The sequence below is a fragment of the Micromonospora sp. DT53 genome (genome assembly GCF_049841535.1).
Taxonomy (GTDB): domain Bacteria; phylum Actinomycetota; class Actinomycetes; order Mycobacteriales; family Micromonosporaceae; genus Micromonospora.
In genome coordinates, this window is record NZ_JBNCKM010000014.1 from 29647 (window position 1) to 44043 (window position 14397).

Below are 14397 nucleotides of genomic sequence, written 5' to 3' on the forward strand. Positions count from 1 at the left end.
CTATGGTGCCCGGGTGAGCGATGCTGGGGTGTTGGTGGTCGAACGGTTCAACGCGGCGTGGCACCGGGGCGACCTGGCCGCGGTGTCGGCCTGCCTCGCCGAGGACGTGACCTACAGTCCGAGCGCCTGGGACGGGCCGGCGGTGACCCTGCGGGGTAGGGACGCGGTGTGCCGCGCCTTCGCCGACCAGCTCGGCCCGGGGCCGGCCCTCGGAGCGGTCCGATCGGCCGGCGACCGGGTCCTGTGCGAGTGGAGCTGGCCGTCGGCGGAGGACGGGACGGTGCTCCGCGGTGTGGATCTCTACCTGGTCCAGGATGGTCTGATCGCCGCCAAGGACGTGTTCAGCAAGATCACGGCGGGCGACTGAGGCGCCCTACCCGCCCGATCCTGGTGACTCCGGCGGCTTGGGCGCGGCCAGCAGGGATGACAGCCGACGGATCCGGGTCAGGGTGCGTGCGGCGACGGCCGCACTGACGGCGGCGACCACGCCGAAGATCACTGCGAAGCCCTCGTTGTCGGCGGCGAGCAGAGCGAGCAGGACCAGCCCGAGGCACACACCCAGGACAAGCAGCAGCGCCGCCCAGGTGGCGCGCCGCTGCCGGGCGAGGTAGTTGGGCAGTTCGGCCCGTACCGCGGCGTCCTCGGGCACGGTGCCGGTCCGCAGCGCCTGGCGCAGCGCGATCCCCTCGGGATCCTGCCGGGGCTCGCCCACAACCCGCTGCACCAGAGAGATCGAGGGCCCGATCCAGACGGTGTTCAGCGCGGCGCCCAGCACGGCTTCGACAAGTGAGTCCTGCCGGTCGAAGAGCCAGCGCACCGGCAACCCGATGAGCAGCGTCATCGGCACCCAGTAGACGGCCATGAGCTGCAACCCGGTCGCCCGCTCGACGAACCGCCTCCATCTCTCGCGGCGCCCGGTGGCCACAGCGGGCGCACCCGCACGACGCTCCTCGTTGTAAACGTCCATCGACACCCGATACCCACCCGGGCGATCCGCCACGCACTGTCGACCTTGGACAGTTTCCGTTACGCCGTACGGAAACTGTCCAAGATCTGGGCGTCGCACGGCGTTGTCGGTCAGCCCGCCATCACCCGCTGGTGCAGCGCCGAGACCGCCGAACGTGCCGCGACGAACGCGCCGTGCTGCCAGGCCACCTCGTGGCTGAGCCAGTCCCCGGCGAAGTAGACCCGCCCGGCCGGCTGGAGCAGCAGGTTGTAGCCGGCCGTGCCGTACCGGGGTGACGTCCAGGCGCCCTCGATGTAGCGGGTCCGGTCCCAGGCGTGGGAGTACGAGGTGACCAGCTCACTGCGGTACTTGTCCCCGTGGATCTTCACACCCTGGCTGATCGCGCGCTCGCTGCGTTGCTCCGGCGTGAGACCGCTGTACGCCCTGGCGTTCGCCCCGGTGTTGTAGTAGCCGACGACCAGGCCGCGCTTCCCGTGGAAACCATAGGAGGGGTACCAGATGTGCGACAGGTCCAGGTCGGTCTCGGTGATGCCGCCGTAGATCCGCTGATCGGTCTCCCACCAGCGGCTCCGGTACTCCAGGCCGATCTTCCCGGAGGCGGTGACCGGGAAGTCGGCCAGGGCCGCGGTCACCGGCGTGCCGAGATTGTGCGGCACACGGGCCATCAGGTGCGGCGGCAGCGCGGCCACGCAGTAGTCGGCGGTGATCTGCGACTGCCGGCCGCCCTGCCGGTAGGTCACCTCGACCCGGCTGCCCCGGTCGGTCACCCCCGTCACCTCGGCGTTGAGTCGGATCCGATGCGGACCCACCGCCCGGGCGAGGGCGCGGGGGATCTGGTCCATCCCGCCGACCGGCTGGAACATCAGCATGGCCTGGTCGTAGCCGAACTCGAAGGAGAAGTACCTGCCGACATTGCTGGCGAAGACGTCCGAGAGTGCCGGCGGCGCGCCGAGCAGGCTCCCCACGTCGTTGCCCGCGCCGGGATAGGCGGAGTAACCGCGACGGTTGGTCCCGGTGTACGCCCAGTCACTGGTCCGTCCGCCGATCGCGCCGAAGCTCTGCAGGAACGACAGCAGCCGGTCACGGTCCTCGGTGGTGAGCCGAGCGTCCAGCGCGCCCTGGTCGGTGGCCTTCGCGAGCAGTTCCGAGACGTAGCCGTACACGTCGGCCTTGGCGGTGCGGTACCGGACCGGCTCGGTCATCCCGGCGGACTCGTTGTAGATCCAGGCATCGGCGTTCTGGTTGGTGAAGACCTCGATGGGCACGCCGAGTTCCCGGCAGTAGTCCATCGTGACCATCCACTGTGCGATGCGCCCCGGCCCGGCGTTGAAGTAGACCCCGTCGGAGAAGCCCGCCCGCTGGGTACGCCCGTCGAGGTCCGTCTCGACGTCGCCGCCCCGAATGGTCAGGTTCCGCCCACCGACGCGGTGCCGCGCCTCGAGGATGGTGCAGTGGTAACCCGCCTTGCCCAACTCGTACGCGGTGGTGAGCCCGGCGATGCCGCCGCCGAGAACGACCACGCTGGCGCCCGAACGCCCGGTGAGTGTGAAGTCGGACCGCTCCGGCGGTCGGAACGCCGGGGTGACCGACGCGGCAGCGCTGGGGGCCAGCCCCATGGCGCCCATGGTGGCGAGCATCGCTCCGGCACCGCCGCTGATTCCGACCGTACGCAGGAACCCACGCCGGCTGACCATCGACTGCGTCTGATCGCTCATAACGGCCTCCCCTACAAGATCGACTCGCATGAGTCTGCAGAGGATCTGTTACGCGGTGCGCGCGTCGCCGTTTCCGGCGGGTGTCGCCTCACCGCGCGACCCGGCCGGCGATTTCCGTCGGCTCGGGTCGGGGCTGTCGCGGTCGCCGGCTAGCCCGGCAGTGCGCGGGTCACGACGGTGAGGTCGGCGACCAGCCCTTCGTACGCCTTGTCCTGGTCGTCGGCCCGCAGGACGGCGGACGGGTGGATGGTGGCCAGCAGCCGAGCCGGCGGCGCGTCGGCCCGCTTGCCGGCGTTGTCCACAGGCACCTGCTGGAAGTCTGCGGGGTGCTGGGCCGACTCCGGCCAGGGCAGTAGCTCGCCCCGCTGCCGGGTGACCCGGAAGGACGGGCCGAGCAGCGCCTTGGCGGCGGTCGCGCCGAGCACCACCACGATCTCGGGACGCAGTCGGGCGAACTCGGCGACCAGCCAGGGCCGGCAGGCGGTGATGTGCGCCTGGTCCGGGGTCTGGTGGATCCGCCGCTTGCCGCGCAGCTCGAAACGAAAGTGTTTTACGGCATTTGTGAGGTACAGCTGACCCGGGTCCAGCCCGGCGTCGTCGACCGCGCGGCGCAGCAGGCGTCCGGCCGGGCCGACGAAGGGCAGCCCCTTCTGGTCCTCCATGTCGCCAGGCTGCTCGCCGACCAGCACCACGCGGGCGCTCTCGTCACCCCGGCCGAAGACCGTCTGCGAGGCGTCCCGGTACAGCTCACAGCCCTGGCAGCCACCGGCTGCGGCGCGCAGGTCGTCAATGGTGTCGGCGTCGGGCGGGATGAACCGCTGGGCGCCCGGAGCGCTCCCGGTCTGCTCGGCCATGCCGACTGTTATATACCCGTTCGACGCGCGTCGCCGGATACGCTCCGGCGCACCGGCCGCTTCGCGTCAGTACCCGTTACCGCCCCCGTCCCCGCCGGACGCGATCGCGATCAGCACGATGATGATGATGATGATCGCCACCGCCACCGCGATCCAGATCCCCTTACGAGCCCCACCAGAAGCCATAATCTCCACACCTCCGGGCGCGCGCATACCCGTCCCCGCCGTCTCGAATCCCCCAAAACGGGGCGGGTCAGGTGGGGAAGCCCTGGCCGGGGGGTGGGTTCTCGGCTTGGGCCAGGGCGGCGGCCAGGGGGGCCAGGTCGGCGGCGTCCAGGGAGCTGACGGTGATGCGCAGGGCGGGCGGGGCGGCGATCCGGTAGAGAGCGCCGGGTGCCACCGCCCATCCGGCGTCGCGGAGCGCGGTCACCGTGCTGGTCTCGTCCGCGACCGGCAGCCAGACGTTGATGCCGCTGCGACCGTGTGCGGCCAGGCCGTGCTCGGCGAGCGCGGCGAGCAACCCTTGACGCCGCTGCTCGTAGCCCAGCGCCGCCCGCCGCACCAGCTCGGCGACCGCCGGGTCCCGCCACAGGGCGAGGACCAGGCGTTGCAGCACGGTGGAGACCCAGCCGGCGCCGACCCGGGTACGGCCACTCACCCGGGCCACCGTGGTCTCGTCGCCGACCAGCACCGCCATCCGCAGGTCCGGGCCGAAGGGCTTGCTCACCGAGCGGACGAAGGCCCAACTCGCGGTCGCGCCGGCAAGCGGGTGCAGGGGTACGCGGGCCAGTTCGGCGGCATGGTCGTCCTCGATCAACAGCAGGTCCCGTCGGCCGGCGAGCAGCGTCCGCAGCGCCTCGGCGCGGGCCGCCGAGACGGCCGCTCCGGTCGGGTTCTGCGCCCGGCTGGTGACGATCAGCGCCCGCGCTCCGGCCGCGAGCGCCGCGGCCACCCCGGCGACCAGCGGCCCCTCGTCGTCCAGCGGTACGCCGATCGGGCGCAGGCCCAGCGCGGCCACCAGGTCGAGCAGGTTGGCCCAGCCCGGGTCCTCGACCGCCACCGCGTCGCCGGGGCGCAGGTGGGCGCCGAGCAGCCGCTCGATGCCGTCCAGCGCCCCGCCGGTGAGGGTCAACTCCCCGGCCGGCACGCCGTCGGCGCGCAGTCGGGCGCGGGCCGCCTCGGCCAGTTCGGGCAGCACCCCGGCATCGGAGTAACCGACGGACGGGCCGTAGTCGGCGGCGAGCGCCGCCAGGTGCGGGCCCAGCGGGGGAAGCAGCCGGGGGTCGGGTTCACCCCGGGACAGGTCTCGGGCGCCGGGCAACGGTGCGGGGCGCAGCGCGGAGCGGCGGGCGGCCACCGGCGGGCGGGGGCGCACCCGGGTGCCGTGCCGACCGGCGGTGGCGAGCAGGCCGCGCTGGCGTAGCTCCTGATAGGCGCGGGCGACGGTGGCCGGGCTGACCCCCAACTCGGCGGCGAGTGCCCGCACCGGCGGCAGGGCGGCCCCCGGCGGCAGGGCACCGGTACGGATGCCCGACTCGATGCTGGCCGAAATATCGGCGGCTGTCGTACCGGTGAGCTGATAGTGTGCTGACACAAATAAGAGATTGTACTAGAACAAAGGGGCGCGCGCATGTATCCACCCACCGCCCGGACCACACCCCACCGCTCCCGCGACAAGATGAGCTACGACCAGGCCGCCGCCCACGCCGTGCTGGACGAGGCGTACGACTGCGCCCTCAGCTTCGTCGTCGACGGCCAGCCACGGGTACTGCCCACCCTGCACGTCCGCATCGGCGACACGCTCTACCTGCACGGCTCCACCGGCAGCCGACCACTGCTCGCCGCCCGGGGCGACGACGGGCTGCCGATCTGCGTCGCGGTGACACTGCTCGACGGGCTGGTCTACGCCCGCTCCCAGTTCCACCACAGCGCCAACTACCGCTCGGTCGTCGCCCACGGCAACGCCCGACTGGTCACCGACGAGCGGGAGAAGCTCGCCATGCTCACCGCGCTTGTCGAGAAGGTCGGCGCGGGACGCAGCACCGCCACCCGCCCACCCAGCCGACGCGAGCTGGCCGAGACCGCCGTACTGGCGCTGCCACTGCGGGAGGTGTCCGTCCGGGCCCGCACCGGCGGGGTCCGCGAGGACGAGGCCGACCTGCACCTGCCGCACTGGGCCGGCGTGCTGCCGCTGCGCCTCACCGCCGGCCCACCCGAGCCGGACGCCGGGGTCACCGCGCCGCTGCCGGCGTACCTGCGGACGCCCCGCACCCCCTGGCACGACCCGGTGCCGCTGCACGGCGAGCACGTTCGGTTGGAGCCGCTGGAGTTGGCGCACACCGACGAGTTGCACACCGCCACCGCGGACGCGGAGGTGTGGCGGCACCTCAGCGTCGCCGCGCCCACCGCCCCCGCCGAAACCGCCCAGGTGATCGGCACCGCCCTGGCCGCCCAACACCGGGGTGATCGGGTGGCCTGGGTGCAGCGGTGCGCGGCGACCGGCGCGGTGGTGGGCACCACCTCCTACTACGACATCGACCCGGAGCGCCGTGCGGTGGCGATCGGGCACACCTTCCTCGGCCGGCCCTGGTGGCGTACCGCGATCAACACCGAGGCGAAGCTGCTCCTGCTCAGCCGGGCCTTCGACGACCTGGGCGCGGTGCGGGTCGCCTGGCACACCGACATCCGCAACGTCCGCTCCCAGGCGGCCATCGAACGGCTCGGCGCGACCCGGGAAGGGGTGCTGCGGATGCACCGGCAACGCCCGGACGGCTCCTGGCGGGACACCGTGCAGTACGCGATGACCGTCGACGAGTGGCCGAACGCACAGGCCAGGCTGCGAGAAAGACTTCTGCGCACGGCACCGGTGGCGTGATGATGACGGGCGTGCTGGGGATCACCGACATCTGGACGTACGTACTGGGCACCGTGGCCATCATCCTGCTGCCCGGACCGAACTCGCTCTTCGTGCTCTCCACCGCCGCCAAGCGAGGCGTCGCGGTCGGCTACCGGGCGGCCGCTGGCGTGTTCGTCGGCGACGGGGTGCTGATGTTCCTCTCCGCCGCCGGGGTGGCGTCGCTGCTCAAGGCGTACCCGCCGCTGTTCATGGTGATCAAGTACGCCGGTGCCGCGTACCTCGGTTATGTCGGGGTGACCATGCTGCTCGGCGCCGCGCGGCGCTGGCGCGACCGCAACGACCCGAGCACGCCGCGGCTCATCGACGCCGCGGAGCCGGCGGCGATGCGCAGCCCGTTCCGCAAGGCGCTGGTGATCAGCCTGTTGAACCCGAAGGCGATCCTGTTCTTCATCTCGTTCTTCATCCAGTTCGTCGACCCCGGTTACGCCTGGCCGGCGCTGTCGTTCCTGCTGCTCGGGCTGATCGCGCAGGTGACCAGTGCGCTCTACCTGACCGCGTTGATCTTCGCGGGCACCTTCCTGGCCGCCCAGTTCCGCCAACGCCGTCGCCTGGCGGCCGGCGGCACCACCGCCGTAGCCGCCCTGTTCCTGGCCTTCAGCCTCAAGCTAGCCACCGCCAGCGCCGGCTAACCCCCCGCGCTCACGCTCCCCGCGCGCGCTCACGCTCCCCGCGCGCGTCGATCATGGAGTTGTGGTGCCTCACAAAAGGCGCAATACGGGATGTTCAACCCACCACAACTCCATGATCGACGCGAGTGGGCCAGCCCCGCGCCGCACGCCCACACGAACTCGCCGTCCGGGTGGGGTCAGGGTGGGTGGGGCAGGGCGGGGGCGGGGGCGGGGGGCGGGGGGGGTCAGGTGCCGTCGCCGCCGGAGCCGCCTCCTCCTACGCCGGCGCCGCCGGCGGTGCCGCCCAGGCCGTAGCCCGGTCGAATCGGCTCGTCGGGATGGCGGCTGACGTGGGCCGACCCCGTGATCTGCGCGGACCAGTCGGCGTGGGCGGCAGCGGCGGCGTGCCGGTTGATCGCCTGGCGGATCCAGCCGTCCACGGTGGCGACCCAGTCCCGCTGGTCGGCGTCCTGGTGCCAGATCCGGAACCGGCTGATGCTCTGGTGCGTGATGCCGGCCAGCGCCAGCCGGCGATCCATCCAGAGGATCGCCTCCAGGCCCGCCGAGTTGGTCACGAAGATCACCTCCAGTTCGGTGATCGGGCCGGCGTAGAGCGGCCCCACCCAGTAGCCCCAGCGCTGGTGCAACGGCAGGGTGTGCTCCACCCCCGGCAACCCGCCCTCCTGCAACCCGGACTGGCGGATCATGAAGCCCAGCGTTTCCAGCGCCGCCAGCACGTGCTGCTGGGTGGGGATCGGGTGCACGAAGACCGGCACCATGGCCCCCTGGTCGAGGTCGGGGTCGAGCGACACCTCGGTCCGCAGGCCCATCCGCAGGCTCAGCAGCGGCACCCCACCGAAGGTGGTCACCGGCGTCTCCCACGGCAGCGGGAACGCGAAGTCGACAGCCCGCCGCCGGCCGGCCGGTACGACGAACCGGCCGGCGATCGGCAGGTGGTGGAACTGCACGAGACGACGGGGCGCGGCCGGGTCGTCCGGTTCGACAGTGGTGACGAGGCCGAGCCGGATGTGCCGCACCAGCACGTCGTCCGGGCCGGCCGCGAGGGTCACCCGACCGGGCAGGCGCAGGCCCGGCCGGGTGCTCGGGTTGGGGAGCGTGGTCTGCACGGAAATCCCGGTCCCACCGGACTCCGGGGACACTCCGGTCAGCCGCACCGCACCCTCCCGCCAGGCTGGGTGGCCTCGCCGTCGCGAGGCCACCCCAACTCTCGCGGACCCGGCGCAAGATCACCCCAGCTCTCGCGGATCCGGCCCGAGGTCAGCCCAACTCTCGCAGACCCCAGCGCGAGGTCAGCCCAACTCTCGCGGACCCGGCGCGAGGTCACCCAGACGTCCGCGAAGAGTGACCACCCCTCCGGTCAATTTCATCGCAACCGACGCCCGCGCGGGACCGTGTCGGTCTCGTCGTCGAACTCGCCGATGACCTCCTCCAGGAGGTCCTCCAAGGCCACGAAGCCGATCGGACGGGCCGGGCCACCGCCGTTGCGCACCAACGCGAGCTGCGACTGCCGGGCCCGCATCGCCGCCACCGCCTCGGTGACCGAGGACGTCGCGGGCAGGGTGAACGCGGGCGTCATCAGCTCCCCGGCGGTGGCGACCCGGCCGGTGGTGACCACCCGTACCGCCTCCCGGACGTGCACGAGGCCGCACACGTCGCCCGCCTCGTCGAGCACCGCGAGTCGGGATCGGCCGCTGTCCCGGCTGACCTGCTCGATCCGCCCGGCCGGGTCGTCCCGGCGGACGGTGACCATGGTGGCGAACGGTTCCATCACCTGCGCCACCGACGTGCCCTGCAACTCCAGCATGCTGGTCAGCAGCTGGTGCTGTTCGGCGCCGAGCAGCCCGTGCTCACGGGACTGCTCCAGCAGGATCCGCAGCTCGTCCGGGCCGTGTACCTGGGCAAGCTGGTCCTGCTGGTTGACGCCGACCAGCCGCAGGATGGCGTTGGCCAGGGCGTTCAGCGCGGAGAGCACCGGCCGGGAGACCCGGGCGAAGGCGCGGAACGGCAGCGCGAGCAGCGTCGCCGAGCGCTCCGCGTCGGTGATCGCCCACGACTTCGGCGCCATCTCCCCCACGACCAGGTGCAGGAAGGTCACCACCCCGAGGGCGAAGACCAGGGCGACCAGGTGACTGGCCGCGTCCGGTAGGCCCACCGCGTGCAGCAGCGGGCTGAGCAGGTGCTCGATCGCCGGTTCGGCAAGCGCGCCGAGACCCAGGGTGCACAGCGTGATGCCGAGCTGCGCGCCGGCCAGCATCAGCGACAGCTCGCGGACACCGTCGAGCGCGGCCCGTGCCGCTCGACCACCGTTCGCCGCCGCCTGCTCCAGGCGGTAGCGCTTGCTGGCCACCAGGGCGAACTCGGCGGCCACGAAGAACCCGTTCAACGCCAGCAGGATCACCGAGCTGAACAGTGCGATTCCGGGGCTCATCGGTGCTGTCCTTCATTCGCGACTGCGGGGCTCGCAAGCTCGCTCCTCGCGCTCATGCGGTCACCCCAGGTGTGGTCAGCTGCAGCCGCACCGAGTCGGCCACGTGCCGGTCCACGGCCAGCACCTCGACCAGCGCCCGGGGCTCCGCCTCGCTGTTCTCGCCGTCCGCCCCCTCGGGTTGCAGGCTGATCTCCAGCCGGTCACCGACCTCCGGCACCCGGCCCAGCTCCCGCATCACCAACCCGGACAGGGTGTCGTACTCCGGAGCCTCGGGCAGGGCGATGCCTGTGCTGTCGGCCACCTCGTCGATCCGCCAGCGGGCCGGCACCACCCAGGACCCGTCGTCCTGCCGGGCCGGGGCCCGCTCCGGTGGGTCGTCCTCGTCGCGGATCGGGCCGACCAGCTCCTCGGCGATGTCCTCAAGCGTGATGACGCCGGCGAAGCCGCCGTACTCGTCGACCACGCACGCCATCTGCCGGTGCCCGGACCGCAGGCGGTCGAGCACCGTGGGCAGGGGCAACGTCTCCGGTACGAGCAGCGGCGGCCCGGCCACCGCGCTCACCGGGGTGCTGGCCCGCTCCTGCGGGGGTACGCCGAGCACGTCGGCGATGCCGACGATGCCGAGCAGGTCGTCGACGCCCTCCGCACCGCGGACGGGGAAGCGGGAGTGGCCGGTGTCGAGCAGCTCGACCACACGGCTGACCGGTTCGTGCGCCCGTACGGTGTGCACGTCGACGCGGGGCACCATGGCCTCGCCGGCGGTCAGCTCGCGGAAGTCCAGACCTCGGTCGAGCAGCGTGGACATCTCGGCGTCGAGGCTGCCCTCCTCGCGGGACTCGGCGATGATCTGTTCCAGGTCCGCCGGGGTGGCGCCGCTGGGCAGTTCCTCGATCGGTTCGATACCGATGCGGCGCAGCAGACGGACCGATGCCCGGTCGAAGAGCCGAATCAGCGGCCCGGCGACGGCCAGGTAGATGAGGGTGGATCGGCTCAGCGCCCGGGCCAGTTGCTCGGCCCGGGCGATGGCCAGGTTCTTCGGGGCCAGCTCACCGAGGACCATCTGCACGACGGTGGCGATGACCAGGGCCAACGCCACCGACAGTGGCAGGCTGACCGCCTCGCTGACGCCGGCCACGCCGAGCAGGTCGGCGAGGCCGCCGCCCAGGTACGGCTCGGCGACGTAGCCGACCAGCAGCGCGGTGACGGTGATGCCGAGTTGGGCGCCGGAGAGCACGAAGGAGAGCCGGTTGGTGACGGTCAGGGCCCGGGCGGCGGCCTGATCGCCGTCATCGGCGAGCTGGCGCAGCTTGCCCCGGTCCACGGCGACGTAGCCGAACTCCTGCGCCACGAAGTAACCGGTGGCGGCAGTGAGAATGATGATCAGAAGGAGACCAACGACGATCAACACGGGTCGCTCAGGGCTCCCGGGGTCGTCGGTACGGGGATATGCCGGGCACGACCCGGCTGGCTACTGCTGCCCTCCTGGGCAGAAGAGTCGATCATGCCCCCCATTTTATCGGCGCTGGCTGGGACTCCGCTGGGGGTGGGCCGAAGGAGCGGATCGTCCGGTTCAACGGGTGCCGCCCGGCGTCACGCCGGCCCCGCCGACCCACCGCCTGGTCCGCCTTCGGCCAACTCGTCGGCGTCGAGCAGGCTCCGGTCGAGCCGGCCCGACCGGTACGCGGCCCGGCCGATCATCTGCGCCGCGACCGGCGCGGTCGCCAACTGGAAGACCGCCACCAGCAGGATCATGCCCAGGTCGGCCGGGGATCGCAGCCGCAACGCGATGCCCAGCAGCAGCAGGAGCACCCCGAGCACCTGCGGTTTGGTGGCCGCGTGCATCCGGGACAGTGCGTCCGGGAAGCGCAGTACGCCGATCCCGGCGGCCAGGCCGAGCAGCGCGCCGGCCACCAGACAACCGGCGCCGAGCCAGTCCGCGATCGTCGCGATCACTGCTGCTCCCGGACGGCGAAGCGGACCAGCGACACCGAACCCACGAAGCCGAGCAGGGAGAGCACCACCAGCACGGGCAGGGTCGTGGCGTGCCGGTTGACCGCCGCCTCGGCGCCCACCGCGCCGACCATCGTGGCGAGCAGCATGTCCGCGGCGATCACCCGGTCCACCAGCGACGGGCCGCGGTAGAGGCGGGTCAGCGCGAGGAGCGCGGTAACCGACAGCAGTGCGGTGAGGACGACGGCCAGGAACGTGGTCACGGTGGGGTTCCCTTCTCGGGTGGAGTGACGTCGAGGTGGCGCAGTTCGGCGGTGGAGCCGATGGCGCGGACGATTCGGCGTTCGACGGTGAGCGTGCGGTCCCGGGCCACGTCCAGGTCCCCCGGGCCGTGGGTGTCCAGGACGTGCAGGTAGAGCGTTCCGGAGTCCCGGTCCACCTCGAGGACCAGCGTGCCCGGCACCAACGAGACCGCCTCGGCGGTGAGCGCCAGGTTCAGGTCGGTGGACACCCCCAACCGGACCGCGATGATCGCCCCGTGCGGCCGGTAACCGGGCTGCACGGCGATCCGGGCGACGTGCAGGCTCGCGCTGACCAACTCGACGGCGAACCGGCCCGCGAACACCAGCAGCGCCCACGGCCGTAACCGGCCACCGAAGCTGACCGCCGGCAACGGGAAGAACACCAGCACGGCGGCGCCCACCAGCAGACCACCGAGCAGGTTGGCCCAGTTGATGTCGCCCCAGAGCAGGCTCCAGACCACGACCAGCCACCCGAGCGCCACCGCCTGGTCCCGCCAGCGCCCGAGCCGGCCCCGCCCCATCACGGCGGGCTCGCGGTCGTCGGGAGCCGACCCGGGTGAGCCGGTCACGGCACACCGCCGGGCAGCACGGCACGGACGTACGGGGTGCGCATCCGCAGGTCCGCGGCGGCGTCAGCGGTGACGTCGAAGAGCGGACCGGCCAGCACGGTCAACGCCAACCCGAGGGCGACCAGGGCCACGGTGGCGCCCACCATCAGTTTCGGCAGCCGGACGACCGGCTCGCTGGTGGCCAGCCGGGGCGCGCGCCAGAAGGCGATGTTCCACACCCGGGACGCCACGTACAGGGTGAGCAGGCTGGTCAGCGTGCCGGCCGCCACCAGCACCCCGGGCAGCGGCCCGCCGGCCGCCACCCCGGCCTGGAGCAGGCCGAGCTTGCCGAGGAAGCCGGAGAACGGTGGCACTCCGGCGAGATTCATGGCCGGGACGAAGAAGAGCACCCCGAGCAGCGGCGCCACCCGGGCCAGCCCGCCGATGCGGCGGAGGTCGGTGCTGCCGGCGCGTTCCTCGACCAGCCCGGCGACGAGGAACAGCGTGGTCTGGATGGTGATGTGGTGCACCACGTAGAAGATCGCGCCGGAGAGCCCGGCGGCGGTGCTCAGCGCCACCCCGAAGATCATGTAGCCGATGTGACTGACCAGTGTGAACGAGAAGAGTCGCTTCAGGTCGGACTGGGCCACCGCGCCGAGGATGCCGACCACCATGGTCAACCCGGCGACGACCATGAGCAGCACGTGGGTACGCCCACCGGGAAACAGCAACGTCTCGGTGCGGATGATCGCGTAGACGCCCACCTTGGTGAGCAGTCCGGCGAAGACGGCCGTGACCGGGGCCGGCGCGGTGGGGTAGCTGTCCGGCAGCCAGGCCGACAGGGGGAAGACCGCCGCCTTGATCGCGAAAGCCAGCAGCAACATCAACTCCAGGGCCAGTCGGACCCCGTCGGGCAGGTCGTCGAGGCGCTGGGCGAGCTGGGCGAGGTTGAGCGTGCCGGTGGCCGCGTACACCAGACCCACCGACGTCAGGAAGATCATCGAGGAGAGGATGCTGACCACCACGTACGTCGACCCGGTCCTGATCCGGGTCTCGGTGCCACCCAGGGTGATCAGCACGAAGCTGGCGGCCAGCAGGATCTCGAACCCCACGAAGAGGTTGAACAGGTCACCGGCCAGGAACGCGTTGGTGACGCCCGCGGTGAGCACCAGGTACGTCGGGTGGAAGATCGACACCGGCGAGCTCTCGCTCGTGTCGCTGCGACCCTGCCCGATCGAGTACAGCAGCACGCAGAGGGTCACCGCCGAGGACACCACAAGCATCAGCGCGGCGAGTTGATCGGCCACCAGGACGATGCCGACCGGCGCCGGCCACCCCCCGACCGCCACCACCACCGGCCCGTGCCGGTACGCCTGCACCAGCAGCACAACCGCCACCGTGAGCGCGCCACCCAGACACAGCACGCTTATCGCGCGCTGGAGTCGGGGCTTCCCGGCCAGCAGCAGGGTCAGCGCCGCCCCGAGCAGCGGCACCACCACCGGCAGCGGCACCAGCATGCTCATCACGCGTCATCCCCGCGCCGTAGCCGTCGGCGGGCCGGCTCGGGATCGACCTGTTCCGGGTCACCGTTCGGGCCCTCCCCACCGAGATCGACCGCGCCCACCTCGTTGCGCCCGGCCCGGCGGATGATCTGCCGGTCCTCCAGGTCGTCGGGCACCTCGTCATCGCCGGAGAGATACCAACTCCGGTACGCCACCGCGAGCAGGAACGCGGTGAACCCGAAGGTGATCACGATGGAGGTCAACACCATCGCCTGCGGCAGCGGGTCACTCATCCGCTCCACCGGCGCGGTGCCGACGATCGGCGCCTCGCCCGCCCGCCCACCCAACAGGATCAACAGGTTCACCCCGTTGCCGAGCATGATCACGCCGAGCAGGATCCGGGTCAGGCTGCGCTCCAACAGCAGGATCACCCCACACCCGACCAGCACCGCGACGGCCAGCACCAGCACCAACGTCGGCCCCGCACCGCTCCGCGTCACGGTGCCACCTCTGTTCGCGACTGCGGGGCTCGCAAACCCGGCTCACTCCTCACGCTCACGGTGCCACCTCTGTTCGCGACTGCGG

15 protein-coding genes are annotated in these 14397 nt (G+C 72.0%); 3 read left to right on the forward strand and 12 right to left on the reverse strand.

Annotated elements, in window-relative coordinates; all coding sequences use genetic code 11:
- Positions 1 to 13 precede the first annotated feature (13 nt).
- Positions 14 to 367, forward strand: coding sequence for a nuclear transport factor 2 family protein (locus ACLQ3B_RS32420; RefSeq protein ID WP_425784479.1), 354 nt, complete (start codon positions 14 to 16; stop codon positions 365 to 367).
- Between the two features lie 6 nt (positions 368 to 373).
- Here the strand turns inward: ACLQ3B_RS32420 and ACLQ3B_RS32425 are convergent, their stop codons facing one another.
- The 4 genes from ACLQ3B_RS32425 to ACLQ3B_RS32440 form a co-directional block, all read right to left on the reverse strand.
- Complete coding sequence (locus ACLQ3B_RS32425) at positions 374 to 967, reverse strand: hypothetical protein (protein WP_425784480.1); 594 nt, start codon at positions 965 to 967, stop codon at positions 374 to 376.
- A 110-nt stretch (positions 968 to 1077) separates the two neighbouring features.
- Complete coding sequence (locus ACLQ3B_RS32430; protein ID WP_425784481.1) at positions 1078 to 2682, reverse strand: FAD-dependent oxidoreductase; 1605 nt, start codon at positions 2680 to 2682, stop codon at positions 1078 to 1080.
- A 149-nt stretch (positions 2683 to 2831) separates the two neighbouring features.
- Positions 2832 to 3536, reverse strand: coding sequence for a UdgX family uracil-DNA binding protein (locus ACLQ3B_RS32435; RefSeq protein WP_425784482.1), 705 nt, complete (start codon positions 3534 to 3536; stop codon positions 2832 to 2834).
- Between the two features lie 253 nt (positions 3537 to 3789).
- Entirely contained in the window at positions 3790 to 5130 is a 1341-nt protein-coding gene (locus ACLQ3B_RS32440; protein ID WP_425784483.1) for an aminotransferase class I/II-fold pyridoxal phosphate-dependent enzyme, read from the reverse strand.
- Between the two features lie 36 nt (positions 5131 to 5166).
- Here ACLQ3B_RS32440 and ACLQ3B_RS32445 point away from each other — a divergent pair, with 36 nt between their 5' ends.
- Both ACLQ3B_RS32445 and leuE read left to right on the forward strand, forming a co-directional pair.
- Complete coding sequence (locus ACLQ3B_RS32445) at positions 5167 to 6411, forward strand: bifunctional pyridoxamine 5'-phosphate oxidase family protein/GNAT family N-acetyltransferase (RefSeq protein ID WP_425784484.1); 1245 nt, start codon at positions 5167 to 5169, stop codon at positions 6409 to 6411.
- Positions 6411 to 7082, forward strand: coding sequence for a leucine efflux protein LeuE (leuE, locus tag ACLQ3B_RS32450; RefSeq protein WP_425784485.1), 672 nt, complete (start codon positions 6411 to 6413; stop codon positions 7080 to 7082). Before ACLQ3B_RS32445 ends, leuE begins: the two co-directional genes overlap by 1 nt.
- A 224-nt stretch (positions 7083 to 7306) precedes the next feature.
- Here the strand turns inward: leuE and ACLQ3B_RS32455 are convergent, their stop codons facing one another.
- The 8 genes from ACLQ3B_RS32455 to ACLQ3B_RS32490 all read right to left on the reverse strand — a co-directional run bounded on the left by ACLQ3B_RS32455 (position 7307) and on the right by ACLQ3B_RS32490 (position 14312).
- Positions 7307 to 8236: a sporulation protein gene (locus ACLQ3B_RS32455; protein ID WP_425784486.1), complete on the reverse strand. Its 930-nt coding sequence runs from the start codon at positions 8234 to 8236 to the stop codon at positions 7307 to 7309.
- A 209-nt stretch (positions 8237 to 8445) separates the two neighbouring features.
- Positions 8446 to 9510 (reverse strand): hemolysin family protein, encoded by a 1065-nt coding sequence (locus ACLQ3B_RS32460; RefSeq protein WP_425784487.1) that lies wholly within the window; start codon positions 9508 to 9510, stop codon positions 8446 to 8448.
- A 52-nt stretch (positions 9511 to 9562) separates the two neighbouring features.
- Positions 9563 to 10918, reverse strand: coding sequence for a hemolysin family protein (locus ACLQ3B_RS32465; RefSeq protein WP_425784488.1), 1356 nt, complete (start codon positions 10916 to 10918; stop codon positions 9563 to 9565).
- 182 nt (positions 10919 to 11100) lie between these two features.
- Positions 11101 to 11460: a monovalent cation/H(+) antiporter subunit G gene (gene mnhG, locus ACLQ3B_RS32470; RefSeq protein WP_425784509.1), complete on the reverse strand. Its 360-nt coding sequence runs from the start codon at positions 11458 to 11460 to the stop codon at positions 11101 to 11103.
- Positions 11460 to 11723, reverse strand: coding sequence for a monovalent cation/H+ antiporter complex subunit F (locus ACLQ3B_RS32475; protein WP_112586633.1), 264 nt, complete (start codon positions 11721 to 11723; stop codon positions 11460 to 11462). Before ACLQ3B_RS32475 ends, mnhG begins: the two co-directional genes overlap by 1 nt.
- Positions 11720 to 12331 (reverse strand): Na+/H+ antiporter subunit E, encoded by a 612-nt coding sequence (locus ACLQ3B_RS32480; RefSeq protein WP_425784489.1) that lies wholly within the window; start codon positions 12329 to 12331, stop codon positions 11720 to 11722. The genes ACLQ3B_RS32475 and ACLQ3B_RS32480 overlap by 4 nt, the downstream gene beginning before the upstream one ends.
- Positions 12328 to 13833: a Na+/H+ antiporter subunit D gene (locus ACLQ3B_RS32485; RefSeq protein WP_425784490.1), complete on the reverse strand. Its 1506-nt coding sequence runs from the start codon at positions 13831 to 13833 to the stop codon at positions 12328 to 12330. Before ACLQ3B_RS32485 ends, ACLQ3B_RS32480 begins: the two co-directional genes overlap by 4 nt.
- Positions 13833 to 14312 carry a Na(+)/H(+) antiporter subunit C gene (locus ACLQ3B_RS32490; RefSeq protein ID WP_425784491.1) on the reverse strand — a complete coding sequence of 160 codons (480 nt, stop codon included), beginning with the start codon at positions 14310 to 14312 and terminating at the stop codon, positions 13833 to 13835. The genes ACLQ3B_RS32485 and ACLQ3B_RS32490 overlap by 1 nt, the downstream gene beginning before the upstream one ends.
- Between the last annotated feature and the right edge of the window lie 85 nt (positions 14313 to 14397).